The sequence below is a fragment of the Pseudodesulfovibrio sp. 7M6 genome, assembly GCF_050058625.1.
Lineage (GTDB): Bacteria > Desulfobacterota > Desulfovibrionia > Desulfovibrionales > Desulfovibrionaceae > Pseudodesulfovibrio > Pseudodesulfovibrio salinus.
Map to the genome: position 1 here is coordinate 1,003,665 of NZ_CP188816.1, position 23,736 is coordinate 1,027,400.

The following is a 23,736-nucleotide window of genomic DNA, read 5'->3' on the forward strand; positions in this document are numbered from 1 at the left end:
AAGAAGCAGAAGCTGCCGAGTCCGAGTCCGCCGAAGTGGCCGAGCCGGAAAAGACAGCTGAAGAATCCTGATGATATTAACCGGGCGGATCGGCAAAATGGCCGGGACCGCCCGGTTCCCTTTTCTAGAGTTTTACTATACAGTCCCGGTCAATGAAGCTGTACCGTCTTGCTAAAGGAGAAGGCCATGGCCAAGCGCGCTGCAACGGTTAATCGCGCCACCAAGGAAACGGATATCGCCCTGGACCTCGTCCTGGACGGCGAGGGAAAGGTCAATGTCGATACCGGCGTGGGATTTGCGGATCACATGCTTACCCTGTGCGCATTCTGGGCCGGATTCGATCTCGACTTGCGCTGCAAGGGGGACCTTGCCATTGATTCCCACCACACCTTGGAAGACGTCGGCCTTTGCTTTGGGCAAGCTCTTGCCGAAGCGCTGGGCGACAAGCAAGGGATCGTACGGGTGGCCTCGGCCAAAGTACCCATGGACGAAGCCCTGGCCGAGGTGGTCGTGGACCTCTCGGGCCGTGCCTATCTGGTATATGACGATACGCTTCTGCCCGACATTATCGCTGGAGACGAAAAGGACATTTGGCGCGAAATGCTTAAGTCCATCGCTTTCCGGGCAGGGATGAACCTGCATGTTAAGTTCGAATACGGCTTGAACGGGCACCATCTTCTGGAGGCCGCGTTCAAGGCCCTGGGATTGGCCCTGGCCCAGGCCGTGCGCGTTGGGCGCAAGGGCGTTTCCAGCACCAAAGGGAGTCTCGACTGATGCGACGCTTGACGACATTTCTTCTTTTTTCGGCCCTGTGTTGTTCCCTGTTGCTTGCGGCCGGTTGCGCCTCAAAGCGGAATGCCGCGGTTCCTCGTCCCGAGGGCAAGCTCGCCGTGGCCGGGTTCACCAATCCGATCCACAACTGGCAGCTTATGGCCGGATACCTCGAAGTAGAGGATCATCCCGCGCCAGAGGGCACGTTGCAGACGCTGGATACCATCCTGACCGACACGTTGCGCAATCATCAGGTCTTTGACTACATCACCCCCAGTGCGGTGAAACAGTGCGAAGACGTGGTGGTCTTCGAACAGTCGGGTCTGCCCAAGCTTTCGGCCTGGAAGTACTGGCTTGGCGTGGGCAAATGCATCCAGGCTGACCTTCTGCTCGTGCCGCAGCTCACCTACTGGAGCGAGCGCGTAGGCTCCACTTCCGGTGTTGAATCCCCGGCATCGGTCGCCATAGATTTCTACCTCATAGACGTGAAGAACGAGCGTATGACTCGGGCCCGTTTCGAGGAAACCCAGGAATCGCTTATGGAAAACCTGTTGACCGCAAAGAAATTCGCAGCCCGCAGCGGCCAGTGGGTCACCGCCACCCGCCTCGCCTCGGACGGCATAGATGAAAAACTCATGGAACTCGGATTATGATTCTTTTCCCCGCTGTTGATATCAAGAATGGCCAGTGCGTCAGGCTGGCTCAGGGCAAGGAGGACCAGGTTACGGTCTTCGGCCCGGACCCTGTGGCCCAGGCAAAGTACTGGGAGGAGCAGGGGGCCCGCTACCTGCATGTGGTGGACCTGGATGGCGCGTTTTCCGGCGTGCCCCGTAATTTCGAGCTGATCAAATCCATCTGTGCGGCCATTGATATCCCGGTTCAACTGGGCGGTGGCATCCGTGATATCGCCACGGCCGAGAAGTACATTGAGGCCGGGGTGCATCGTCTGATCATCGGCACCATGGCCCTGGAGAATCCCGAGCTTTTTTCCGAACTCTGCCGCGCCTTGCCGGGCAAGATAGGTGTTTCGCTGGATGCGGTGGACGGCAGCCTCAAGACCAAGGGGTGGGTGGAGGACGCCGGGTTGACCATGGACGACGTTCTGCCTCGTTTGGAGGCGGACGGCATCCGCTTCATCGTCTACACCGACATCTCCCGCGACGGTATGCAGACCGGTGCCAACGTGAAGGGGTTGGAAGCCCTGTGTGACAAGACTTCCATTCCGGTTATCGCTGCCGGTGGCGTGCACACCATGGACGACATCAAGGCGCTGTATCCACTCTCCAAGAAAGGGCTGGAAGGTGCCATCTCCGGCCGGGCCATCTACGTGGGCACGCTGGACGTCAAGGAAGCCATTGCCTGGATGGACGCCCAGTAGCCGATCCATGAGGCTGACTGCCCGGCACCTCGATGAGGTCGCCCAAATTGACTTCCCGCACCGGTGGCAGTAAAACTGCTGCTATGGATAATTCTGCGGAGAACCTTTCCGGTAAACGTCTGGCTGCCATGTCCCTGGCTGCTCTGGGTGTCGTCTTCGGCGATATCGGGACCAGTCCGCTTTACGCATTGCGTGAGTGTTTTCATGGCGAATACGCGATTGCGGTCACGCGGGCCAACGTGCTCGGCGTGCTTTCCCTCATATTCTGGGCCCTGCTGCTCATCGTCAGCGTCAAGTATCTGCTCTTCATCATGCGGGCGGACAACCATGGCGAGGGCGGCGTTATTGCCCTGACCGCACTGGTCCGTCCCTTGCGCAATACCGGCGGGAAAGCGGCCTGGGTGCTGGTGGGACTCGGCCTGTTCGCCTCATGCCTGCTGTATGGCGACGGCATGATAACTCCGGCGATTTCGGTCATGAGCGCCATTGAAGGATTGGGGCATATCGAACCCGCCTTCAAACCATATGTTATTCATATAACATTGGTAATTCTGGTCGGCCTGTTCCTTATCCAAAAACACGGCACCGCGAGGGTGGGCACGCTCTTCGGGCCGATCATCCTGGTCTGGCTTTCCTGTCTGGGGCTGCTCGGTCTGCATCAGATTCTCCAACGTCCCGCCGTACTGGCCGCGCTTTCGCCGTGGCATGGGCTCTCCTTTATCCTGAACAACCGGCTGCACGGCTTTGTCGTCCTTGGCGCGGTCTTCCTGGTGGTTACCGGGGCCGAGGCCATTTATGCGGACATGGGCCATTTCGGTCGGCGGCCCATCCGTTTGACTTGGTTCATCGTGGTCCTTCCCTGCCTGCTGCTGAACTATTTCGGGCAGGGTGCCAATTTGATGGTCCGCCCGACGGATGCCTATCATCCGTTCTACGCCATTGTCCCCTCCTGGGGGATGATCCCCATGGTGGCCTTGGCGGCCATGGCCACCATCATCGCCTCGCAGGCGGTCATCACCGGTGCTTTTTCGCTGACCAGCCAGGCGATTCGGTTGGGCTACCTGCCGCGCCTTCCCGTGCGCCACACCTCGGTGCTGCACAAGGGGCAGATCTATGTCGCGCCGGTCAACTGGCTGCTCATGGTCTGCACCATCGGACTGGTGCTGGGATTCCAGTCCTCCAGCAAACTGGCGGCGGCCTATGGCGTTGCCGTGACCACGACCATGCTTATCACATCCATTTTGTATTTTCGGGTGCTGCGGACGCTGCGGAACTGGTCTCTTGCTGCGGCGGGGGCGCTGACGGCCTTGTTCCTGGTCGTGGATATTTCCTTCCTCTCCGCCAATCTGACCAAGCTCTTTCACGGCGCATGGTTCCCGCTGGCCGTCGGTCTGCTTTTCTTCATGGTCATGGCTACCTGGAAGCGGGGCAGTGAGATACTGCGGGACAAGACGCGCTCCCTGACAATGAACGTAAAGGACTTTCTTGGCCGGGTGGCCGAGGATGATCCGGCTCGTATCCCCGGGCAGGCGTTCTTTCTGACCAGGAGTCGGGACATTGTGCCTGTGGCCATGCTCCAGAATCTGCGACACAACAAGATTCTCCATTCGCAGGTATATCTGCTGCATATCCGGACCGAGGATGTGCCCCGTGTCCCGAATTTCGACAAGATCACGGAAGAGAAGGTGGGGCTGGGCATAAGCTGCATCATTGCCCGGTTCGGGTACATGGAGGAGCCGGACATCAAGACCATTTTCTCCCTGTGCAAGGGGCAGGGGCTGGATGTGGACCTGGAGCAGGCCAGCTTTTTCCTTGGTCGCGAAAAGCTCACCGTGGGCGAGCACCCCGGTATGAGTCGATGGCGCGCCGCGCTCTACCTGTTTCTTTCGCGCAACGCCATGGATGCGGCGTCCTTCTTCAGCATCCCTTCCGACAGGGTGATCGAGGTCGGAGCGCAGCTGGAGTTGTAACAACCTTATCCTATCATTTCCCAAAACCTATTGTGAGCGCTCGATTTTTTGGTCGAGCGCTTTTTTTGTGTCATCCAGTTGGGAGGCGCTCTTGACAAATTCAAAAATGAACACTAGGTTCATTTTATAAAAATGAATTAAGTATTCGCTTTTGAAAAATGGAGGAATAATAATGGTGCAGGTTTTGAAGGAACATGTCCGCGAGCGGATCGAAAAGGCGGCGGAGGCTCGGTTTGCCAAGTCGGGGTTCGCCAGCGCGACCATGGGGGAGATAGCTGCGGATGCGGGGGTGGCTACCGGGACGGTTTACAAGTATTTCCCGGACAAACAGTCTCTGTTTCAAGCGATCATTCCCGAAACATTTGTTGCGGAAATGACACGCCTGACGCGCATCCGGATTGCTTCCTTTGCTTCTCCGGGCGGTATGGACGCCGGGCAGGAGCCTTTGCGGGGCGATTCCGGCGATCTGTTGGATTTTTTTGCCGGGAATAGGCTCAAGGTGGTGATCTTGCTGGGAAGAGGAGAAGGAACCGCCTATGCGGAGTTCACCTCGGACTATGTGCGTGAGATGGAGGACCAGACCTTGAAACAGGCCGGTGATCAATTCCCCGGACTCGAACAAACGGCAGTGTTCCGGTTCATGGTACGGAGCAGACTTGAGGAGTCAGTCCGTGGGATCGTCTCCATTCTGGAAGCGTTCGAGGATATCGATTCCATCCGCGAGGCTTTTTCGGCAGCCATGGTCTACCAGATCGCAGGCATCAATGCGTTGGTGGAGTGGGGGATGCGACAGGGGGAACGGGCATGAACGCGTTTGATCTGTTGGCGGAATCCAAGATGCGCCAGTGGGAGCAGGACAAGAAGGACGGCAAGCCGAAGCGGAATTCGGCAGGACCGGTCATTGGTTCCGGGTCCGGAGAATCCTTTGAGCGGCAGCTGTTTGCGGACATCAAGCGCTTGATCCGACGTTCACACCTGGAGGAACCCGCTGCACGTCGGCAGACCCTGCGTGAGGCCGAGGACTTGCAGGTACAGTTGTCGGCCCGGTTGGAACGGAATTCCAGCTATCATCTTTGCAGATACATATTCGAAACTTTGGCCGCTCTGCGCAAGGAGTGTGCGGGGGATTGATCTCGTCATCCTCCATTGCCAGCAAAAAAGGCCTCCGCATGGATGCGGAGGCCTTTTGCATGTTGCTGTTCGGGGGCGTTATTTCTCGACCTGATGCAGATGCACGTCGGTCTGGGGGTAGGGGATGGAAATGCCTTCCTCATCGAAGGTCAGTTTTACCTTTTCGATGAGGTCCCAGTAGACGGCCCAGTAGTCGGCGGAATTGACCCAGGGGCGGACCACGAAGTTGACCGAGGAGTCGGCCAGTTCGCTGACGGCGATGGTCGGGGCCGGGGTCTCGAGAATCCGCGGTTCGTCGGCAATGATCTTTTCCAGGACCTGCTTGGCCTTGCGCAGGTCGTCGTCGTAGCCGATGCCGAAGACCAGATCCACCCGGCGGGTGGGGTTGGCGGAGACATTGACGATGGAACTGCTCAAGATGGCGGCGTTGGGTACGATGATCTGCCGGTTGTCCGGCGTGTTCAGGATCGTGTTGAAGATGCGCACCGAGGCCACGGTGCCGGACTGCCCGGCCACGGTGACATAGTCTCCCTTCTTGAAGAAGCCGAGCATGATGAGCATCACTCCGGCCGCAAAGTTGGATAGGGAGTCCTTGAGGGCCAGACCGACGGCCAGACCGGCGGCACCCAGTACGGCAAGGAAGGAGGTGATGTTCAGCCCCGCCTGGCCGAGAGCCATGATTATTACGGCGGCCAGCAGTGCGTAGTATATGATGTTCTTAAGAAAACCGACCAGGGTTTCGTCAACTTTGGCCTTGACCATCAGGGCGCGGGTGATGTCCGCAAGCTTCTTGGCTATGAGGCGTCCGATGACGAAGATGAGCAGGGCGATGAGGATCTTCAGCCCGTGCGTGGTCACCAGGGAAATGCCTTTCTGGATGAGATCCTGGATGGTCTGTGGATCGAGGTTCATTTAAAGTCTCCTTGAAATTTCGTGTCCGCCATTGATGCCACGCATAGCATGGGAGGGCGGCAATGTGAAAGAGGGGCGGGATTGGAAAGTTGGCTAGCCGCCCCACTTGCCCTGTTCTTCGATTCGAAGATATTTTTGAAAGGTGTAGTAGAACCCGGCGAGCGCGTTGCAGAATCCTGCCCGGCCGTCCAGGAACCCCGCCTTGAGCAGGTAGAGCTTGATGAAGCGGATCAGCCCGTGTGTCAGGCCGGGGCCCACGCCGCCGCGCCTGCCCTTGGCTCGCAAGGCCTTGGCCCCTTCCTCGGCGTAGTAGTTGATTTTGTCCATGTGCTCCCGGAAAGACTCATAGGGGTAGTGCAGGATGTCGCCCTTCAGCTTGCGGGTCTCGCCTTTGGGGCTGAAGTGGTAGTGCGCGCCGGAGGCCGAGACTTCCATCCTGTCGGTCCTGAAGAAACGGAGCAGATGATCCGGGTACCAGCCGGAGTGCTTCATGAATCGGTTGAAATAGAATGAGCTGCGCGGAACGTAATAGCCCGCCACCTTGTCGGGGGCGGTCAGCTTGGCCTCGATGTTGGCTCGCAGTTCTTCCGAGAGGTATTCGTCCTGGTCCAGGGAGACGACCCAGTCCGTTTTGATTTCCGAGAGGGCCAGCTGGAACTGGGCCACAGGCCCGGGCCAGGGATTGACGATAATCTGCGCGCCGTGGGCTTTTGCAATTTCTACGGTGCGGTCCGAGGATTCGGAATCGACCACCAGCAGTTCATCGCAGAAACTCAGGGAATCGAGGCAGCGGTCGAACAGCCGTTCGCCGTTGAGGGTCAGAACCAGTCCGGTCACAGATTCGCGTTGCATGGCCTTTCCCTATCCGTTTCGCGCCCTTCGGTCCATTGAAAGATGCTTGTCGGAATAAGGAAGGGTCCGCGCCGTATGACGCGGACCCTTTGGTGTACTGTATGCTTTGGGGCCTAGAGGTCGGAACCGGTTTCGTCAGCCTGATCCCGGCCGGGCAGGATCAGGTTGAGGATGACGCCGACCACCGCGCCCAGGCCGATGCCCTTGAGGTCGGTGACGCCGACTTCCAGGACCATGCCGCCCAGACCGCAGACCAGAATGATCGCCACGACGATCATGTTGCGCGGCTGCATCAGGTCAACCTGTTCCCGGATCAGGGTGGACAGGCCGATGACGGTGATGGCACCGAAGAGCAGGAGCATGATGCCGCCCATGACCGGGACGGGAATGGTGTTCAACAGGCCGTTCAGCTTGCCGATAAAGGCGAGCAGAATGGCGGTGATGGCGGCCCAGGTCATGATGGCCGGGTTGAAGGCGCGGGTAAGGGCCACGGCGCCGGAGACTTCGGAGTAGGTGGTGTTCGGCGGTCCGCCGAGCATGGCCGCAAAGGAGGTGGCGATGCCGTCACCGAGCATGGTGCGGTGGATGCCGGGGTCCTTCACGTAGTCCTTGCCCGCAATGGAGCTGATGGCCAGGATGTCGCCGAAGTGCTCGATGGCCGGGGCTATGGCGATGGGTACCACAAAGAGGACGGCATCCATGTCCCAGGTGGGCAGGGTGAAGTTGGGAAGGGCGATCCAGGGAGCGTCATGCAGCGCGCCGAAGCTGATGAGCTTGGCGTCCATCCACGGCACCGGAGCCAGTCCGTGGATCAGGCCGTTCTGACCAGAGGCGAGGAAGGATGCGTGCAGCGATGCGGTGATGCCGGTTGCATCCATTATCAGGGAGCAGATGTAACCGGCGGCGATGCCGCAGAGGATGGGAACGAGCTTGAGCCATTTTTTGCCCAGCAGGGAGACCATAATGGTGGTCAGCAGCGAGATTCCGGCCACGATCATGGCTGCGTTGGAAGGCTCCAACCACGCCGAACCGTCGCCGGTGCGCCCCATGGCCATGTTGACGGCGGTGGGAGCCAGGATCAGGCCGATGAGCATGATCACCGGGCCGGTGACGATGGGGGGGAGCACCTTGTGCAGAAAGTTCGAGCCGAAGATTCGGATGAGCAGGCTGAGCACCATGTAGAGGATGCCTGCCGCCACCAGACCGCACATGATTTCGGGATAGGAGAACTGGCCCTGCTTGGCCGCGAAGAGTGGCGGCAGGAAGGCGAAGGACGAAGCCAGGAACACCGGCACCTTGCCCTTTGTGATAAGCTGGAAGATCAGCGTACCCGCGCCTGCCGTGAACAGGGCGACGCTGGAGTCCAGGCCGGTGAGGATCGGGACCAGCACCAGCGCGCCGAATGCCACGAAAAGCATCTGCGCGCCGAGCAGGCCGTCCTTCAGTCTGAAATTGTATTCTGTGGAATGCACGTTGCTCATGAAAATCAACCCCTCCTCTTGTTGCTGCCGTTCGCCGCGTGTTGCATTCGCCGCGTCGGCCTTGGTTGCCCCCAAAAAAAGGCACGCTTTGAAGCGTGCCTCGTACCTTACTTGGTGCCGAATATCTTGTCTCCCGCGTCACCGAGACCCGGGATGATATAGCCTACGTCGTTGAGTCGTTCATCGACGGCCGCGACGTAGATGTCCACGTCGGGGTGCGCGTCGAGTATTCGCTTAATGCCCTCGGGCGCGGCGCACAGGAACAGGCCGCGGATGGATTTGCAGCCCGCGTCCTTGAGCAGCTGGATGGTGGCCATCAGGGTGCCGCCGGTGGCCAGCATGGGGTCGAGGATGATCGCGGTGCGCTCCTCGATCTTGTTGGCCAGCTTCACATAGTACTGCACGGGCTCCAGCGTCTCTTCGTTGCGGTAGAAGCCCACAACCGAAGCCTTGGCGCCGGGCACCATGTCGTACACGCCGTCCAACATGCCGAGACCGGCACGCAGGATGGGAACCACCGTGATCATTTTACCCTGGATGGTATCAACTTCCACGTCGCCGGCCCAACCCTTGATGACCGTTTTTTCGGTTTCAAGGTCTTTTGTCGCTTCATAGGTCAGCAGCCGGGTGATTTCTGTCGCCAACTGGCGGAAATGGCTGGTCGAGATGTCTTTTTCGCGGAGCAGGCCGACTTTATGACGGATGAGCGGATGATCTACCAAATGCAGGGCCACGGATTCCCCCTTGTTTCAGGTGAGTTTGGATATACTTTCGAGAAATTCTCAATTGCACAAAATTTCCCTTTTCTATTCCGCGTGCCGGAGCGGGTCAAGACCCAATTTTGTCAACTCGGGTACTCTGGTGGAGATAGAATTTTACTTTCCAATGATTCCCGGTATATCCTCAGGTCATGGCGAACAAAAGCACGAAAAAAAGTTGGGAGAGGACCGCGACGAGCCTGGATCGGAGCGTTCGGCTGGACAAATTCTGGGCGGACGAACTGTATGCCGAAGGCGTATCGCGAGGACGGGTCCGGGAATGGATCGAGGCCGGAGGCGCCCGTATCGACGGCAACGTGGTGACAAAGGGCAAATTCAAGCTGCAGGGATTCGAGACTCTCGTCCTTGAGGCCGGAGCCGGTCTGGGCGCGGGGGATATGCCCGAGGCTGTGGCCGGAGGCCTCGACGTTGTTTTCGAGGATGAGCATGTGGCCGTGGTCGACAAGACCGCCGGACTGACCACGCATCCCGCGCCGGGCGAGCCCGGCTCTACGCTGGTCAATCTGCTGCTGCACCGTTTCCCGGACATGGCCGGTCCCGCGTCCGGACTGTCGGGCGAGCGGCCGGGCATTGTCCACCGGCTCGACAAGGACACCTCCGGACTCATTGCGGTGGCCCGTACCGAGGCGGACCGCGTAACCCTCTCCGCTGATTTTGCCGCCCGCCGCGTGCACAAGACCTACCTGGCCATTGTCCATGGTCGGCCGGAGCCTGCCGTGGGCGTCATCGAAGCGGATATCGGCCGCCATCCCACGCGCAAGACGCGCATGGCCGTGGTCAAGAAGGGCGGGCGCGAGGCCGTGAGCGACTACCGGGTGCTCTGGACCGGGCCGCGCGGCCTGGCCAGTTTGGTCGCCGTGCGCATCCACACCGGGCGTACACACCAGATTCGCGTGCACATGGCCCATATTGGCCACCCGCTGCTGGGCGATGCGGTTTACGGTTCCCGAGAACAGGCGGAGTGGGAACGGCGGCCGGACAGGCTGGCCGTACTGGCACCTCGCCAGATGCTTCACGCCTTCCATCTTTCCTTTATACATCCCGCCAACGGGGAGCGGATCACGCTGTGGCGCGAGCCGCCCGAGGACTTCCGCACGCTGTTGGCCGGACTGTCGCGAGAGTGCTTTCGCGTCGGCATCGTAGGGATGCCGGGCGGCGGCAAGTCCGCCCTGCGTACCGTGTTGGAGCGGGAAGGGCTGCCCTGTTTCAGCGCCGACGACTGCGTGGCGGCCCTCTATGCACCGGGCGGCGACGGCGCTGCCATGATCGGCCAGCGATTTGGCGGAATCTATACCCTGGATGACGGTGGGGTGGACAAGCGCAAGCTGTTCAGTGGGATGCTCGAATCCGATTCGCTGCGGCGTGAGATCACGGAGATGGTTCATCCCATGGTCAGCCATGCCTGTGAGGAATTCTTCCGCGCCCACCGCGACGAGCCTGTGGCCTTTGCCGAAATTCCACTGCTTTTGGAGTCCGGCTGGCACCGGGGCAACCGGGTGGACGCCGTGGCCGGAGTGCATTGCCCGGTGGAGAAGCGGACCGGCGAGTTGCGTGAGCTGCGCAAACTGTCCCGCGAAATGCTGGCAACCTTCGATTCCTGGCAGTGGTCAGAGGAAGACAAACTGGCCGCCTGCGATTTCGTGGCGGAAAATGACGGCGACCTGGACCGTCTGGCCGAGGAGGCACACCGACTGGCCGAGTGGGCAAAAGAAATGTCCCAGGCGAGGGAGCGGGACGTGGCTGACTGGCTGACTGGGTTGTGGCCCAGGCTGGCCGAGGAATTTACCGCTGCCGGTGAAGCTGAGGAGACTGGGCAATGATTCCCATACGGGACAACGTGCCGCGCGTGACGCCGCCGATAGCGGTGGTCACGGTCATCCTGGTCAATGTGGTTGTTTTCCTCTACTGCCTGACCCTGGACTCCCGATCCCTGTATGCCTTTTTTCATCTCTTCGGCGTGGTTCCGGCCCGTTTCCTTCGGCCGGAGTGGGCCGTCTTTGCCGGATATCCGTCGTCGTTCGGCTGGCCGCTGGTCAGCTACATGTTCCTGCACGGCGGTTGGCTGCACATCATCTTCAACATGTGGATGCTCTGGATATTTGGCGACAACATAGAGGACGTCACCGGCCATGTCGGCTTCCTCGCCTTTTATCTTTTATGCGGATTGGCCGCCGTCGGCCTGCACATGGCCTTCGAGTCGGGCTCGCGCGTTCCCATCGTGGGCGCGTCCGGGGCCATCGCCGGTGTCATGGGGGCATACGTCATGCTCTATCCCCATGGCCGGGTGTTGACCCTGGTTCCGGTATTCTTTTTTCCGCTCTTCTTTCGCTTGCCGTCGTATGTCTTTCTCGGCATCTGGTTCCTGATGCAGCTTTTATCGGGATTGGCGGGGCGTGGCGGAGGCGAGGCCCAGTCCGTGGCATGGTGGGCGCATGTTGGCGGCTTTGTGGCCGGAATGCTCTTGATTCAGGTGTTTCGGCGGCCGGGGCACTGCAAGTATTGCTATAATCCCGAGACCAGGGATTACGATCCCGAGGACGAATCGGCGAATCGCTTCTGAAGATTCCACTTTTCGATCAGTTCGGCCACGGCTGGCGGCACCATGGCGCGGTATTCCCGTCCTTCCCGTATGGCGGCCCGCACTGCCTTGCCCGTGAGCCCCTTCCGCTCCTGCGGCCGTTCCCACATGACGTGGGTGGTCAGGCCCAGGGATTCGAACCGCTTTTTTTTCTCGCGGCCCCAATCGTCGTAGATGGTCAGATAGTAGACCGCCTCGGGCGGGGCCAGCTCGCGCATTTTCTCCGGCTGGCAGATGGGAAAGGGAATGGTCTGGAACCGGTCGCGCTCAACGCCCGCCTCGGAGAGCGCCGCGCGGATCATGGTTTCCCGCTCCGCATAGGTCAGAGGGTTGTTTCCGGCGTCGGACCGTTCCGGGTCCGTGTCCTCGCGCAGGATGGTATCCGGCGCCGGGTTGGTAATACCTATGATGAGATGCTCGCAAAGCTCCTTTCCGGCCAGCAGATAGCGCAGGTGGTCGTTGTGCAACACCTGGAAACGGCCGTGTATGAAGCCGAGCGGATGCATCAGTCCGACTCCGGGTCAAACAGGGTGAAGGGAAAGTAGTCGCCGGGCCAGTAGTCGCGCGAGACGGGGGAGTCGTGGATGCCGGCAAGGCGCGCGCGGTCTGTGTAATTGAGGATCATGTGCATCATCTCGTCGCCGCGCATGGTGCCCAGACAGCCGCATCCAACACTTATTTCATTGTACTCGGTGACCATGTCGCGCCGGACATCAGTGCCTACGAAAAGAAGTGGAACAGGCTCACCGGAGTGGATAAGCGCCCCGGTGCTCGGCGTGGAATGGTCCGAGGTGATGACGAGAAGCACGTCGTCCCGCAGCAGCTGGTCCACGACCTGAGACAATCCCTGGTCCAGGGATTCGATGGCCCGGAGCTTGGCCCGTGCCCGTTTGCTATGGGCCGCGTGGTCCGGTGCCTTGGTATGGATGTGGATGAAGTCGTAGGTATTCAGCGCCTGGACGGCGGTCTCTATGCGTTCGGCCAAATCCCTGCCTGGGTCACGGCTGTTGCGCGTCATCTGGAAATCCATACCCAGGAACCGGGCCATGCCGCGATACATGATGCTGCTCGCCAGGGAGAGGCAGCGCATTCCGTACCGTTCCGGCAGGGATGTCACCGGGCAAAGGCGTCCGGCGCGCTGGGTTACCAGCCCGTTAATGGGCGGAAGCTTCTGCTTGGCCCGTATTTGGTTGATTTCGATCTTGTTCAGCGCGGCGTGCGCCTTTCGCAAAAACGCCGTCAGCACCCTGGCCGTGCGCGCGGCCGAGGCGTCGTTGGAATGAGATTGGAACGGGGTGATGGCGGAAATCATTCGTCCGTCCACCATGGGATTGGAGTCCGTAACATAGGGGGAAACATCGCCCCGCAGGGTGAGCACGCCGAACATGCCGTTGGTGCGGTGCAGATCAATGCGAATGCCTTCGCGCTCGAATCCCTGCACGGCCTCGAACAGGGCGTCGGTCTCTTCCGGTGTGCCGCACATACGGTCGTAGCGCAGTACCATTTGGCCATCCAGGGTGGTCAGTACGCTGGCAAAATGGGCCAGCATGGCAACATCGCCTTCGTTCAGGCTGATGCCTGCGCCCAGGGCCTCCAGTGCGCCGCGACCGGGGAATTCCTCGGGCGGGCAGCCATAGAGGGCAAAGTGGGCTGTCTCGCTCGGCAGCGGACGGCCTATCTTGTTGGCGTGGTAGAGGCCCGTGCTGCCCATGGCGGCCAGCCGGTCCAGCGTGGGGGTCTGCGCTGCCTGGAGCGGGGTCTTGTAGTCGAGTTCGGGCAGAGCGCGGTCGCCAAGTCCGTCAAAAAGGATGAGAACGCATTTTTTAGGCACTGAAAGACTCCATGTTCGATCATGTATAAATGTGGTCGGCTATGCTGCATAGATATGTTCTATGGCAATATGGTGTTCGATTGGTAGAAGCTCTTGGTAAATTGTCACCGCTTGAGGCAGTGTCGTGTCATGCTCATAGACCTTCATGTCCATTCGACCATCTCTTCGTGTTCCTCGCTTCCGGTGGGCGAGATCCTCGGGAATGCTCGTTCCAGAGGGTTGGACGGGGTTTGCATTACCGACCATGATTCCATTTCTGTTCTGTCACAAATCCGGGAAGGTTTCCAGCCCGACGGACTGCTTGTCCTGGTTGGCATGGAGTATGCGACGCCTCAGGGGGATTTCCTGGTATTCGGCCCTGTTGATCGGCTGACGCCTGGTCTTGACGGAGCGAGCCTGCTCCGGGAGGTCGATAGCCTTGGGGGTGCCGCTGTTGCCGCCCACCCGTTCCGCAGCTGGAGGTCGAGCGACGTGGCCGTGGTGGAGCTGGGGCCCTGCCTGGTGGAAGTGGAGAACGGACGCAATACCGATGCCGAAAACCGGCAGGCCGCCGAACTCGCGGACAGGCTGGGCGCACACGCCGTGGCAGGTTCCGATGCCCATACCCTGGCCGAACTCGGACGGCGGCCCACCCGCTTCCATACCCGGATTTCCTGCCGGGCGGATCTGGTTCATGCCCTGCGCCTGGGGCAGTGCCTTCCCTTCCATATGGCTGAAGCCGTCGCTAGTTAGTCGGAATCAAAAACGACGTCACCTGACGGACACCTTCCACTTCTCCGGCAATCTTCTTGGCCAGCATGGCATCCGCCTTGGTGCGGACCATGCCGAGCATGACCACTTCGCCGTTCATCACTTCCGTTTCCACCTGCGTTGAGCTGAGTTCCTTTTCCGCAATGAGCGCGGTCCGCACCTTTACCGCGAGTTTGGTATCATCGACCGTCGTATCGGATTCATCGGTAAAATAGGGGGTTACGCCCTTTGCGTCCTTTTCGCTTTCAGCCGTCATTACGGCAAAGGCGCGGTAGGCCGCGTTGTCCAGCGCTCCCACCAGGTAGACCTGGCGGAGGAAACAATAGACGTGCACCTTGAGCGCCAGCTTGGAGTCATGGTCCGCCAGTGCGGCCTTGATGGAAAGCGAGATCTTTTTGTCCACGGCCTGGTCCGACACACTGCGTTCATCGCGGGCGGATTCGTAAATGGCCCCCCATGGGGTCCAGGCCACACTTATCATGGCGAGCGCCACCAAGGTCAGGCTAAGTATCGTCTTGTTGATTTGTTTCATGAAAGCCTCCAATTCTATCACCTGTGGAAAACTTTGTGGAAAAAGTAACGTCCAATCCAATTTCCGTCTTGACAGACGGTGAAACAATATTACCTTACAATTCTGAATCGATAAACGATTTTTCGCTCGGATAAAGGAATAGCTTAGGTATGGAATACAAAGACTACTACAAGCTTCTCGGCGTATCTCGGTCCGCCTCCAAGGAAGAGATCAGCAAGGCGTTCAAGAAGCTGGCCCGCAAGTACCACCCGGACCTCAATCCCAACGACGCGGCCGCCGAGGCCAAGTTCAAGGAGATCAACGAGGCTTACGAGGTGCTCAAGGACGAAAAGAAGCGCAAGCTCTACGACCAGTTCGGCTCGAACTGGGAGCATGGGCAGAACTTCCAGCCGCCGCCGGGCTACGAGAACGTCAACTTTGGCGGCGGAGGTGGTTTCCCCGGAGGAGGGGGCGGATTTTCCGACTTCTTCGAAACCATTTTCGGCGGCGGAGCGGGAGGCCCCGGCGGGGCGAGTTTCCGTGGCGGTTTTTCGTCCGGCGGATTTGGCGATGCCGGTTTCGGCGGTGGCGGTTTCCGCCAGCGTCCCCGGCGCGGGTCGGACTCCGAGGCAGTGTATGAACTGACCTTGGACGAGGCATATCGCGGCGGCAACAAGTCCATCACCCTGCAGGAGCAGACCGCAGGACCGGACGGTATTCCGCGCATGACCACCAAGACCCTTGAGGTCAAGGTCCCGGCAGGCATCCGCGACGGCCAGAAGATTCGGCTGGCGGGTCAGGGCAATCCCGGCATGTCCGGTGGTCCCAAGGGCGACCTGTATCTGAAGATCAAGCTGCTGCCCCATCACATGTTCAAGGTGAGTGACTCGGACGTGGTGCTGGATCTTCCGCTGGCCCCGTGGGAAGCGGCGCTCGGTGCGAGCGTGCGTGTGCCTACCCTGGACGGCGCGGTGGAGATGAAGATTCCGCCGGGCATGGGTTCCGGCAAGAAACTGCGGATCAAGGGCAAGGGGCTTGGCTCCGGGAGCAAGCGGGGCGATCAGTTCGTCCGCATCATGATTCAGGCTCCGGCCCGGTTGAGCGCCGATGAACGTCGGCTGTGGGAAGAGCTGAAGGACAAGTCGGATTTCAATCCCAGGAACTTCTAGGGAGCGGCCATGAAAACCAGGAAGATACAGGAACTGATGATGCAGCTGCCCGGCCTGAACCTGCCGGAACGCAGCGAATACGTGGCCTTCGCCCAGTTGCTGGAACTGACCGGCATCCCGAAGGTCGAGGTCGTTGAGTTGGTGGATCTGGGATGGATCAACCCGACCACTACCGGTGCGGACGAGTACCTGTTCCGCCTGCGGGACGTGTACCGTATCCACAAGCTGATGCGGCTGGTCAACGACCTGGAGCTTTCTTTCAACTGCGGGTCCATTGTGGTGGACCTGCTGGACCGTGTCGAAGAATTGGAAAAGGAGATCGAGGAGCTTCGGCGCCTCGTATAAAGGAGGTACTTTATGGATCCCAATACCTTTACGCAGAAAACCCAGAATGCCATCTCCGAGGCGCAGAACCTGGCCATTCGGAGCGGGCATCAGCAAATAGATTGCGAACACCTGCTGCGCGCCCTTGCGGCGCAGGAGGAGGGGCTCGTGCCCCAGATATTGCAGAAGCTGGGCGTATCCCCGGCAGCCTACGTGGGCGCGGTGGATGCAGAGATAGCCAAGATGCCCAGCGTTTCCGGACCGGGAGCCCGGCCGGATCAGGTCATGATTACCCAGCGGTTGCAGCAGGCCCTCGTGGCCGCTACCGACAGCTCCAAGCGGATGAAGGACGAGTTCGTCTCGGTCGAGCATGTTTTCCTCGCCCTGATGGATCAGCCCGCTTCCTCCGGCGTGGGGCGCGTCAACCGGCAGTTCGGCCTGGACAAGGACAAGGTCCTTTCCGTGCTGACAGAGGTGCGTGGCAAGCAGCGCGTGACTTCCGACAACCCGGAGGCGACGTATGATTCGCTCAAGAAGTATGGCCGCGATCTGGTGGAAGAGGCGCGCTCCGGCAAGCTCGACCCGGTCATCGGCCGGGATGCCGAGATTCGCCGCGTCATCCGCATCCTGAGCCGCCGGACCAAGAACAATCCGGTGCTCATCGGCGAGGCTGGCGTCGGCAAGACGGCCATCGCCGAGGGCCTTGCCCAGCGCATAGTCAAGGGCGACGTGCCCGAAGGATTGAAGGAAAAGACCGTCTTTTCCCTGGACATGGGGTCGCTCATCGCCGGGGCCAAGTACCGCGGCGAGTTTGAGGAGCGGCTCAAGGCCGTGCTGAAGGAAGTCCAGTCCTCGGCCGGGCAAATCATCATGTTTATCGATGAGCTGCACACCATTGTCGGCGCGGGCAAGACCGACGGCGCCATGGACGCGAGCAACCTGCTCAAGCCCATGCTGGCGCGCGGCGAACTGCACTGCATCGGTGCCACCACCGTGGACGAGTACCGCAAGTATATCGAGAAGGACCCGGCTCTGGAGCGGCGGTTCCAGACCGTACTGGTGGAAGAGCCGAGCGTGGAGGATACCATTTCCATCCTGCGCGGGCTGCGCGAGCGGTTCGAGGTGCACCATGGCGTGCGCATCTCCGATGGCGCGGTGGTCGAGGCGGCCGTGCTTTCGCACCGCTATATCACCGACCGCCAGTTGCCGGACAAGGCCATTGACCTCATCGACGAGGCCGCGGCCATGATCCGCACGGAGATCGACTCCCAGCCCTATGAGCTGGACAAGGCGAACCGCCAGATCATGCAGCTGGAGATCGAACGCGAGGCCCTGAAGCGGGAAACCGACCAGAAGTCCAAGGATCGTCTGGTCAAGCTGGAAAAGGACCTTTCCGACCTCAAGGAGCGCCAGACGGCCCTCCAGGCCCAGTGGGAGAACGAGAAGGGCTCCATTGAGCGGCTGCGTGCCCTCAAGGGCGAAATCGAATCCACCCGGCGGGAGATCGAGGAGGCCAAGCGCGTTTCCGACTACAAGCGGGCTTCGGAGCTGGAATACGGCACCCTGATCTCGCTGGAGAAAGAACTGCGCGAACGCAACGAGTCCCTGGAGGCCGGGGATACCCCGCGCATGGTGCGCGAGGAGGTCGGGCCGGACGACATCGCTCAGGTCATTGCCCGCTGGACCGGCATTCCGGTCTCCAAGCTCCTGGAAGGCGAGCGGGAAAAGCTGCTCAGGCTGGCCGACGTGCTGCACGAGCGCGTCATCGGCCAGGACGAGGCCGTGCAGGCCGTGTCCGACGCGGTGCTGCGTGCCCGGGCGGGACTCAAGAATCCCACCCGGCCTATCGGCTCGTTCATCTTCCTCGGCCCCACGGGCGTAGGCAAGACCGAGCTGTGCAAAACCCTGGCTGCGGCCCTGTTCGACAGCGATGACAACATGGTGCGTATCGACATGTCCGAATACATGGAGAAGCACACCGTTGCCCGGCTTATCGGCGCGCCTCCGGGTTACGTGGGCTATGACGAGGGTGGGCAGCTGACTGAAGCGGTCCGTCGCAAGCCGTACTCCGTGGTCCTCTTCGACGAGATCGAAAAGGCGCACCACGACGTGTTCAACGTCCTGCTCCAGATTCTGGACGACGGCCGGTTGACGGATTCCCACGGCCGCACCGTGGACTTCAAGAACACCATCGTCATCATGACGAGCAACCTGGGCGCCGAGTTCATGCTGGAAGGCATTGACGAGGCCGGTGAATTCAAGCCGGGCGTCGAGGATCAGGTGCGCGAAGTACTGCGTCGCAACTTCCGCCCGGAGTTCCTGAACCGTGTGGACGAGACCGTGCTCTTCCGGCCCTTGCAGCAGGAACAGCTGGTCAAGATCATTGATCTGCTCGTCGGCTCCCTGCGCGAGCGGCTTGCCGAACGCAAGATCGAGCTGACGCTGACCGATGCGGCCAAGGCATTCATAGCCCAGTCCGCGTACGATCCGCACTACGGAGCGCGGCCGTTGCACCGGTATATCCAGACCCGTCTGGAAACGCCGCTGGCCAAGCTGCTCATCGGCGGCGAGTTGGAAGACGGCCAGTCGGTCACTGTGGATGTAAAGGACGGGGCCCTCGCCTTTGAGTAATCCCTGTCGGACATATGACTGAAAACGGAACGCCGGGTTTTTGCCCGGCGTTCTTCATTATATGCCGGTTGACGTCTCATATCGGATTTTGCTAAATAGGCATATTAAGGGGAAATGATGCTATCTGTCCGACATCACATACTGTTTTTTACACTCATAGCCGCGATCCTGCTTGGAGGCAGGCCGTGTGACGCTGCGCTTCCCGAATGGGATGGCAATCGCCCCTTGGTAATAGTTCACTCCCGTAACATGCCTCCTCTGTCGTATATTGGAACCTACGGCGAGCCAAAGGGATTGATCGTCGATTATTGGAAACTGTGGGCCAAGGTTAACGGACTGCCCATAAAGATCGTGCTGGTCGACTGGCCCGAGACCCTGCGGATGATCAAGGACGGCGAAGCGGACATCCATGGCGGCATGTTTTACACCAAGGCAAGGGCGCAGTTGTTTTCCTTTGCGCCGTCATTTGTTGAGATGGATTCCGCGGTGACGGTGAGGAAGGATTCGCCGGTCAAGTCCATGGACGATCTCAAGGGTACGGCTGTGGGGGTATTGGATCGCGGCTATGCCGCGCAATATCTCAGCGATTTTTACCCACACATCGTGCAGAAGCCGTATATCGGCTCGGCTCAGATTGTCCGGGGTGCCCTGCACGGAGAGATCGATGCCTTTTTGACGGAACGGGTCACGCAGGTCCATCTGTTGGGCGAGGAGGGAAAACTGGATGATTTCCGTATGCTCGAAGTGCTGTATACCCGTGAAATCCAGCCCGTGGTGTCCAAGGGAAATGAAAAGATGCTCGAGGTGGTGAAGCGGGGCATGGACGCCATTCCCCGTCATGAGCTGGACCGCACCTTTCGCCGCTGGACCATTCCCTCGTCGTCCATCCCGCCGTGGCTGATTGTCGTGGCCGCGATTTCGATCATCATTCTGGCCGGCGGAGTGCTGGTGTTCATGCTTCCGTCCGGTCGCCGCTGATCCTTTTGCTTCTCTTGGTTTATTCACTTGACTTCTCCATCGCAATGGAGAATGTTGCACCTTCAACTTTCATCATTTACCTATAGCCCGTCATCATATGCCAAATCTCCTTCTGCTTGCCTTACTGGCGGCTTTTCCGCCTTTATCTACCGACATGTACCTTCCGGCAATTCCCACATTGCAGGAGCTGTGGGGCATTCCCTTTTCCACGGTAAATCTTTCGCTCGTGCTGTTCATGGCCGTGTTCAGCATCGGGCTGCTTATCCATGGCCCGCTCTCAGATCGCTTCGGCCGGCGGCCGGTACTGATTTTCGGCATTCTGCTCTATTTGGCAGGGACATTTCTGTGTGGCATTTCGACCGGCATCGGCATGTTACTGGTGGCCCGTTGTGTACAGGCCGCAGGCGCGGCAGCCGGTGCGGCTTTGGCCCTGGCGTTGTCCAAGGACCTCTATGAAGGTGCCGAGCGGCAGAAGATTTTGGCACACATGGGCGTTATCATGGCCTTTGCCCCCATGTTCGCCCCGACCCTGGGCGGTTTGGTGCTCAAGTTCGTATCCTGGCGTTGGATATTCGCCATCCAGGCCTGCATGGGACTGGTCGGGCTCTATGGTGTGTTTCGGCTCAAGGAGCCGCTGAAGGAGTTTACCCGGGGTGGTGTCCTCTCCATGGCCGGGCGGTATGTTGCCGTACTCAAAAATTTGCCATTTGTGGTGCTTTCCACCGGATTCGCCCTGATGGTCCTTCCGCACTTCGCCTTCATCGGCGGGGCCACGGATATCTACATCAATGATCTTGGGCTTTCGCCGCAGGCTTTTGGCATCTTTTTCGGAGCCAATGCCGTGGGCTTCATGCTTGGTTCCTTTGTCTGCACCCGGTTGATAGGTGTGTTCAAGCCCCTGACCATGATCTATATAACCATGGTCGCCTATGTGCTTTCCGGCGCGCTCATGCTCTTCATGGGTGGGCATACGTCGTTCACCGTGGCCATACCCATGTTCTGTATCGCCTTCAGCACCGGCTTTTCCCGTCCCATCAGCAACTCCCTGACTCTGGATCAGGTGGACACCGACGTGGGCGCGGCATCGGGCATTCTGACCTTTGAGATATTTTTCGTGGCCGCATTTTCCATGCAGCTCATTTCCCTGGAGTGGGACAGCAAGCCATGGGTGTTGGGGGTTCTTTCCCTGCTTGGTGCGCTGATTCCGTTCGTCGCGTTGCAGATGGTCAAGAAACGCTGCCGTTTCTAGCCGAACATCTCTTCCAGAAAAGCTCCTGCCCGCTGCTCGGACCAATACACGTTGTCCTTGCCACGCGCCACGAAACCGACGTGGCCGCCGAAGCGGGGCATTTCCAGATACAGGTTTGGATTGCGTCGCGCCACCTCTTCCGGAAAGCAGGAAGGGGTGAGGAACGGGTCGTTCTGGGCATTGACAAGCAAGGTGGGCACCCGGATTCCGTAGAGCACGGGCAGGCTTGAGGCGCGGGCATAGTAGTCCGCCGCATCGGCAAAGCCATGGTAGGGCGCTGTGTACCGGTTGTCGAACTCGCGCAGGGTGGTGACGCCTTTAATCAGCCCCTGTGGCATGATATCCGGAAATTGGGTTTCCTTTTCCCGAATTTTGGTCCGCAGGCCGCGCATGAAATATTCCACATAAATACGCCTGGAAGGACGGGCCAGTATCCGTTCCGATCCACCCAGGTCGCAGGGTACGGAGAAGACCGCCGCACCGGCAACCTCGGCCGGAACACGCTCCGGTGCCTCGCCCAGATACTTGAGAATCTGGTTGCCGCCCATGGAAAAGCCGATGAGGACCACCGAATCGTACTCTCCGGTTTCCAGGCTGTGGGTGATTATGGTGTGCAGGTCGCCGGTCTCGCCCGAGTGGTAGGAGCGCGGGAGCAGGTTCGGCTCGCCGCCGCAACTGCGCTGATTCCAGCAAACCGCGTCATACCCCAGCCGGGTGGCTGCCCGGGACATGCCGAGTACGTACTTGCGCCGTGCATCACCCTCCAGGCCGTGGGAAATGACAACCAGCTTTCGCGACCTGCCGGTGCGCGAGGGGTGGAGATCAAGCGTCAGGAAGTCGTTGTCCGGGGTGCTTACCCGATCATGTCGGAATGGTCCCATGAGCGGAGTGGGGCGCAGCAGTGTGGGGTAGAGCGTGGAGATGTGGGCACGGCGGAACGGGGGCGCGGGGCGGTAGTCGGGTGTGGGCAGTACTGGCATGAAAGTGGGTGTACGACCGGCCGGAATGTTTGTCAAAATCCCCATTGGCGCCTGAAATGGTTTGCCAAGGCGGACCCTCGGTCCTATCTTTGGAGGAAACTGGAGGAGCCGTGCCGCTGTTTGATGCCTTAGACATAGAAAATTATGCCGAGGTCCTGGTCTGGGCCCTGAACCGCTCTCGCCGCGAACCGCTCAAGAATCGGGACGTGGTGGTCATTCGTTACGACATCCCCGGCCTTGCCCTGGCGGAAGCGGTCTATTCGCAGCTCATGGACAATCATTTCATGCCCGTGGCCATGGCGCGGCCCACGCCCTACATGGAGGCCGAGCGCTACCTCAACTCCAGCTACGGGCAGCTCCTGTTTCAGCAGCCCGGCCTTGCCGAACTCTATGCCAATGCGGCGGGCATCATCACCATCCTCGCGCCCGAGGACCTGACCCATCTCCAGACAGTGGACCCGCGCACCATAGCCGAGGCGAATCGCGCCGACGGAGCCACCATGGGCATCCTGCGCCGTCGCCGCTACTCCGGCTCGCTGGGCTGGACCACCTGTGTCTATCCCACCCAGGCCCTGGCCGATGCATCGGGCATGACGCTGGAGGAGTATAGCCATGCCCTGCAACGCGCCTGCTGGCTGAACATGCCGGACCCGCTCTACGAGTGGCGGCGGCTTGCCCGAGAGGTTGGAGAGGTTTGCGACTGGCTGGGCGGCATGGGTATCCGTTCCCTGCGTGTGGAATCGGAGGACGTGAACCTCAAGGTGCCGGTGGGCGAGAGTCGCCGGTTCATGGGCGTCTCCGGCACCAACATTCCCAGCTACGAAATCTACTTCGCGCCCGATGCGCGCGGGGTGGAGGGCACCTACTACGCGGATCAGCCGAGTCTGCGCCACGGCCATCTGGTACTCGGCGCATCGCTTGATTTTTCCGGCGGCATAGCGGCCCGGGCAGAGGCGGGAAGGGGTGACGTCTTCCTCCAGAACCAACTCTACATCGACGCCGGGGCGCGGCGCGTGGGCGAGTTCTCCCTCACGGACAAGCGGTTCTCCCGCGTGGACCGTTTCATGGCCCACACCCTGCTGGACGAGAATTTCGGCGGCGACAACGGCAATTGCCACATTGCCCTCGGCGGTTCGGTCCTGGAGAGCTACACCGGCCCGGTGGAACTGCTCACCCCGGAGTTGGAATACGAACTCGGTTTCAATGGCTCCGGCCTGCACTGGGATCTGGTCAACACCCAGCCCAAGCGAGTTACGGCCATGCTCAAAGAGGGCAAGCCGAGGCTGATTTACGAGAACGGGTCGTTCAAGGTCTGAGCGCCTCTGGGGTTTCATCCCGATTTTCCCAATTTCATTCATTTCAAGGGGGGTCGGTTATTGACAACCCGTCCCCCATGCTTATTTGTCATGCATACCTCACTTCCGTGAGGAATTTTTCGATCAAATCCAGATTGTTAAGGAA

At 59.9% G+C, this 23,736-nt stretch carries 23 protein-coding genes; 15 read left to right on the plus strand and 8 right to left on the minus strand.

All coding sequences use genetic code 11. From position 1 onward, the window contains the following. The first annotated feature begins 186 nt into the window (after window positions 1-186). The 6 genes from hisB (at window position 187) to ACI0FG_RS04690 (ending at window position 5,250) form a co-directional block, all read left to right on the plus strand. On the plus strand, window positions 187-774 hold the full coding sequence (gene hisB / locus ACI0FG_RS04665; RefSeq protein ID WP_419787393.1) for an imidazoleglycerol-phosphate dehydratase HisB: 588 nt from the start codon (window positions 187-189) through the stop codon (window positions 772-774). Continuing rightward, a complete protein-coding gene (locus ACI0FG_RS04670) occupies window positions 774-1,424 on the plus strand; it encodes a hypothetical protein (protein ID WP_419787394.1) in 651 nt (216 codons plus the stop codon). The genes hisB and ACI0FG_RS04670 overlap by 1 nt, the downstream gene beginning before the upstream one ends. Next, window positions 1,421-2,149 (plus strand): 1-(5-phosphoribosyl)-5-[(5-phosphoribosylamino)methylideneamino]imidazole-4-carboxamide isomerase, encoded by a 729-nt coding sequence (gene hisA / locus ACI0FG_RS04675; RefSeq protein ID WP_419787395.1) that lies wholly within the window; start codon window positions 1,421-1,423, stop codon window positions 2,147-2,149. The genes ACI0FG_RS04670 and hisA overlap by 4 nt, the downstream gene beginning before the upstream one ends. Window positions 2,150-2,232: 83 nt before the next feature. Then, the gene (locus tag ACI0FG_RS04680) at window positions 2,233-4,119 is read left to right on the plus strand and encodes a potassium transporter Kup (protein WP_419787396.1); all 1,887 of its coding nucleotides are present in this window, start codon (window positions 2,233-2,235) and stop codon (window positions 4,117-4,119) included. A gap of 172 nt (window positions 4,120-4,291) precedes the next feature. Then, on the plus strand, window positions 4,292-4,927 hold the full coding sequence (locus ACI0FG_RS04685) for a TetR/AcrR family transcriptional regulator (RefSeq protein WP_419787397.1): 636 nt from the start codon (window positions 4,292-4,294) through the stop codon (window positions 4,925-4,927). Next, window positions 4,924-5,250 (plus strand): hypothetical protein, encoded by a 327-nt coding sequence (locus ACI0FG_RS04690; protein ID WP_419787398.1) that lies wholly within the window; start codon window positions 4,924-4,926, stop codon window positions 5,248-5,250. Before ACI0FG_RS04685 ends, ACI0FG_RS04690 begins: the two co-directional genes overlap by 4 nt. 78 nt (window positions 5,251-5,328) lie before the next feature. Here the strand turns inward: ACI0FG_RS04690 and ACI0FG_RS04695 are convergent, their stop codons facing one another. From ACI0FG_RS04695 to upp, 4 genes are all read right to left on the minus strand, one after another. After that, window positions 5,329-6,162: a mechanosensitive ion channel family protein gene (locus ACI0FG_RS04695; protein WP_419787399.1), complete on the minus strand. Its 834-nt coding sequence runs from the start codon at window positions 6,160-6,162 to the stop codon at window positions 5,329-5,331. Between the two features lie 93 nt (window positions 6,163-6,255). Then, entirely contained in the window at window positions 6,256-7,014 is a 759-nt protein-coding gene (locus ACI0FG_RS04700) for a glycosyltransferase family 2 protein (protein ID WP_419787400.1), read from the minus strand. Window positions 7,015-7,127: 113 nt separating this feature from the next. After that, window positions 7,128-8,495, minus strand: a complete 1,368-nt coding sequence (locus tag ACI0FG_RS04705; protein ID WP_419787401.1) for a uracil-xanthine permease family protein — start codon at window positions 8,493-8,495, stop codon at window positions 7,128-7,130. Window positions 8,496-8,602: 107 nt separating this feature from the next. Further along, entirely contained in the window at window positions 8,603-9,229 is a 627-nt protein-coding gene (upp, locus tag ACI0FG_RS04710; protein WP_419787402.1) for a uracil phosphoribosyltransferase, read from the minus strand. A 176-nt stretch (window positions 9,230-9,405) separates the two neighbouring features. Here upp and ACI0FG_RS04715 point away from each other — a divergent pair, with 176 nt between their 5' ends. Both ACI0FG_RS04715 and ACI0FG_RS04720 read left to right on the plus strand, forming a co-directional pair. Next, window positions 9,406-11,094 (plus strand): dephospho-CoA kinase, encoded by a 1,689-nt coding sequence (locus tag ACI0FG_RS04715; protein ID WP_419787403.1) that lies wholly within the window; start codon window positions 9,406-9,408, stop codon window positions 11,092-11,094. Continuing rightward, window positions 11,091-11,834, plus strand: a complete 744-nt coding sequence (locus tag ACI0FG_RS04720) for a rhomboid family intramembrane serine protease (protein ID WP_419787404.1) — start codon at window positions 11,091-11,093, stop codon at window positions 11,832-11,834. Before ACI0FG_RS04715 ends, ACI0FG_RS04720 begins: the two co-directional genes overlap by 4 nt. Here ACI0FG_RS04720 and ACI0FG_RS04725 read toward each other — a convergent pair. Continuing rightward, window positions 11,798-12,358: a nicotinate-nucleotide adenylyltransferase gene (locus ACI0FG_RS04725; protein ID WP_419787405.1), complete on the minus strand. Its 561-nt coding sequence runs from the start codon at window positions 12,356-12,358 to the stop codon at window positions 11,798-11,800. The two genes, ACI0FG_RS04720 and ACI0FG_RS04725, sit on opposite strands and share 37 nt — an antisense overlap. After that, window positions 12,358-13,683 (minus strand): alkaline phosphatase family protein, encoded by a 1,326-nt coding sequence (locus ACI0FG_RS04730; RefSeq protein ID WP_419787406.1) that lies wholly within the window; start codon window positions 13,681-13,683, stop codon window positions 12,358-12,360. The genes ACI0FG_RS04725 and ACI0FG_RS04730 overlap by 1 nt, the downstream gene beginning before the upstream one ends. A 129-nt stretch (window positions 13,684-13,812) precedes the next feature. On the opposite strand from ACI0FG_RS04730, the gene ACI0FG_RS04735 reads away from it, so the two are divergent. Continuing rightward, window positions 13,813-14,415, plus strand: a complete 603-nt coding sequence (locus ACI0FG_RS04735) for a PHP domain-containing protein (protein WP_419787407.1) — start codon at window positions 13,813-13,815, stop codon at window positions 14,413-14,415. Here ACI0FG_RS04735 and ACI0FG_RS04740 read toward each other — a convergent pair. Continuing rightward, complete coding sequence (locus ACI0FG_RS04740; protein ID WP_419787408.1) at window positions 14,408-14,965, minus strand: BON domain-containing protein; 558 nt, start codon at window positions 14,963-14,965, stop codon at window positions 14,408-14,410. The two genes, ACI0FG_RS04735 and ACI0FG_RS04740, sit on opposite strands and share 8 nt — an antisense overlap. A 149-nt stretch (window positions 14,966-15,114) precedes the next feature. On the opposite strand from ACI0FG_RS04740, the gene ACI0FG_RS04745 reads away from it, so the two are divergent. The 5 genes from ACI0FG_RS04745 (at window position 15,115) to ACI0FG_RS04765 (ending at window position 21,295) form a co-directional block, all read left to right on the plus strand. After that, window positions 15,115-16,113 carry a DnaJ C-terminal domain-containing protein gene (locus tag ACI0FG_RS04745; protein WP_419787409.1) on the plus strand — a complete coding sequence of 333 codons (999 nt, stop codon included), beginning with the start codon at window positions 15,115-15,117 and terminating at the stop codon, window positions 16,111-16,113. 9 nt (window positions 16,114-16,122) lie between these two features. Beyond that, window positions 16,123-16,458, plus strand: coding sequence for a chaperone modulator CbpM (locus ACI0FG_RS04750; protein WP_419787410.1), 336 nt, complete (start codon window positions 16,123-16,125; stop codon window positions 16,456-16,458). Between the two features lie 12 nt (window positions 16,459-16,470). Continuing rightward, window positions 16,471-19,068 (plus strand): ATP-dependent chaperone ClpB, encoded by a 2,598-nt coding sequence (gene clpB, locus ACI0FG_RS04755; protein WP_419787411.1) that lies wholly within the window; start codon window positions 16,471-16,473, stop codon window positions 19,066-19,068. A 117-nt stretch (window positions 19,069-19,185) separates the two neighbouring features. After that, a complete protein-coding gene (locus ACI0FG_RS04760; RefSeq protein WP_419788357.1) occupies window positions 19,186-20,046 on the plus strand; it encodes a transporter substrate-binding domain-containing protein in 861 nt (286 codons plus the stop codon). Between the two features lie 97 nt (window positions 20,047-20,143). Then, entirely contained in the window at window positions 20,144-21,295 is a 1,152-nt protein-coding gene (locus tag ACI0FG_RS04765; RefSeq protein WP_419787412.1) for a multidrug effflux MFS transporter, read from the plus strand. Here the strand turns inward: ACI0FG_RS04765 and ACI0FG_RS04770 are convergent. After that, window positions 21,292-22,275 carry a YheT family hydrolase gene (locus ACI0FG_RS04770; protein ID WP_419787413.1) on the minus strand — a complete coding sequence of 328 codons (984 nt, stop codon included), beginning with the start codon at window positions 22,273-22,275 and terminating at the stop codon, window positions 21,292-21,294. The two genes, ACI0FG_RS04765 and ACI0FG_RS04770, sit on opposite strands and share 4 nt — an antisense overlap. 110 nt (window positions 22,276-22,385) lie before the next feature. Between ACI0FG_RS04770 and ACI0FG_RS04775 the strand changes: the two genes are divergently transcribed. After that, window positions 22,386-23,591, plus strand: coding sequence for an aminopeptidase (locus ACI0FG_RS04775; protein ID WP_419787414.1), 1,206 nt, complete (start codon window positions 22,386-22,388; stop codon window positions 23,589-23,591). The last annotated feature ends 145 nt before the right edge of the window (window positions 23,592-23,736 follow it).

What these genes read in the sequence shown, in the direction of transcription:
- hisB (WP_419787393.1), top strand. Translation starts at nt 187, where the DNA reads ATGGCCAAGCGCGCTGCAACGGTTAATCGCGCCACCAAGGAAACGGAT.
- ACI0FG_RS04670 (WP_419787394.1), top strand. Translation starts at nt 774, where the DNA reads ATGCGACGCTTGACGACATTTCTTCTTTTTTCGGCCCTGTGTTGTTCC.
- hisA (WP_419787395.1), top strand. Translation starts at nt 1,421, where the DNA reads ATGATTCTTTTCCCCGCTGTTGATATCAAGAATGGCCAGTGCGTCAGG.
- ACI0FG_RS04680 (WP_419787396.1), top strand. Translation starts at nt 2,233, where the DNA reads ATGGATAATTCTGCGGAGAACCTTTCCGGTAAACGTCTGGCTGCCATG.
- ACI0FG_RS04685 (WP_419787397.1), top strand. Translation starts at nt 4,292, where the DNA reads ATGGTGCAGGTTTTGAAGGAACATGTCCGCGAGCGGATCGAAAAGGCG.
- ACI0FG_RS04690 (WP_419787398.1), top strand. Translation starts at nt 4,924, where the DNA reads ATGAACGCGTTTGATCTGTTGGCGGAATCCAAGATGCGCCAGTGGGAG.
- ACI0FG_RS04695 (WP_419787399.1), bottom strand. Translation starts at nt 6,162, where the DNA reads ATGAACCTCGATCCACAGACCATCCAGGATCTCATCCAGAAAGGCATT.
- ACI0FG_RS04700 (WP_419787400.1), bottom strand. Translation starts at nt 7,014, where the DNA reads ATGCAACGCGAATCTGTGACCGGACTGGTTCTGACCCTCAACGGCGAA.
- ACI0FG_RS04705 (WP_419787401.1), bottom strand. Translation starts at nt 8,495, where the DNA reads ATGAGCAACGTGCATTCCACAGAATACAATTTCAGACTGAAGGACGGC.
- ACI0FG_RS04715 (WP_419787403.1), top strand. Translation starts at nt 9,406, where the DNA reads ATGGCGAACAAAAGCACGAAAAAAAGTTGGGAGAGGACCGCGACGAGC.
- ACI0FG_RS04720 (WP_419787404.1), top strand. Translation starts at nt 11,091, where the DNA reads ATGATTCCCATACGGGACAACGTGCCGCGCGTGACGCCGCCGATAGCG.
- ACI0FG_RS04725 (WP_419787405.1), bottom strand. Translation starts at nt 12,358, where the DNA reads ATGCATCCGCTCGGCTTCATACACGGCCGTTTCCAGGTGTTGCACAAC.
- ACI0FG_RS04735 (WP_419787407.1), top strand. Translation starts at nt 13,813, where the DNA reads ATGCTCATAGACCTTCATGTCCATTCGACCATCTCTTCGTGTTCCTCG.
- ACI0FG_RS04740 (WP_419787408.1), bottom strand. Translation starts at nt 14,965, where the DNA reads ATGAAACAAATCAACAAGACGATACTTAGCCTGACCTTGGTGGCGCTC.
- ACI0FG_RS04745 (WP_419787409.1), top strand. Translation starts at nt 15,115, where the DNA reads ATGGAATACAAAGACTACTACAAGCTTCTCGGCGTATCTCGGTCCGCC.
- ACI0FG_RS04750 (WP_419787410.1), top strand. Translation starts at nt 16,123, where the DNA reads ATGAAAACCAGGAAGATACAGGAACTGATGATGCAGCTGCCCGGCCTG.
- clpB (WP_419787411.1), top strand. Translation starts at nt 16,471, where the DNA reads ATGGATCCCAATACCTTTACGCAGAAAACCCAGAATGCCATCTCCGAG.
- ACI0FG_RS04760 (WP_419788357.1), top strand. Translation starts at nt 19,186, where the DNA reads ATGCTATCTGTCCGACATCACATACTGTTTTTTACACTCATAGCCGCG.
- ACI0FG_RS04765 (WP_419787412.1), top strand. Translation starts at nt 20,144, where the DNA reads ATGCCAAATCTCCTTCTGCTTGCCTTACTGGCGGCTTTTCCGCCTTTA.
- ACI0FG_RS04770 (WP_419787413.1), bottom strand. Translation starts at nt 22,275, where the DNA reads ATGCCAGTACTGCCCACACCCGACTACCGCCCCGCGCCCCCGTTCCGC.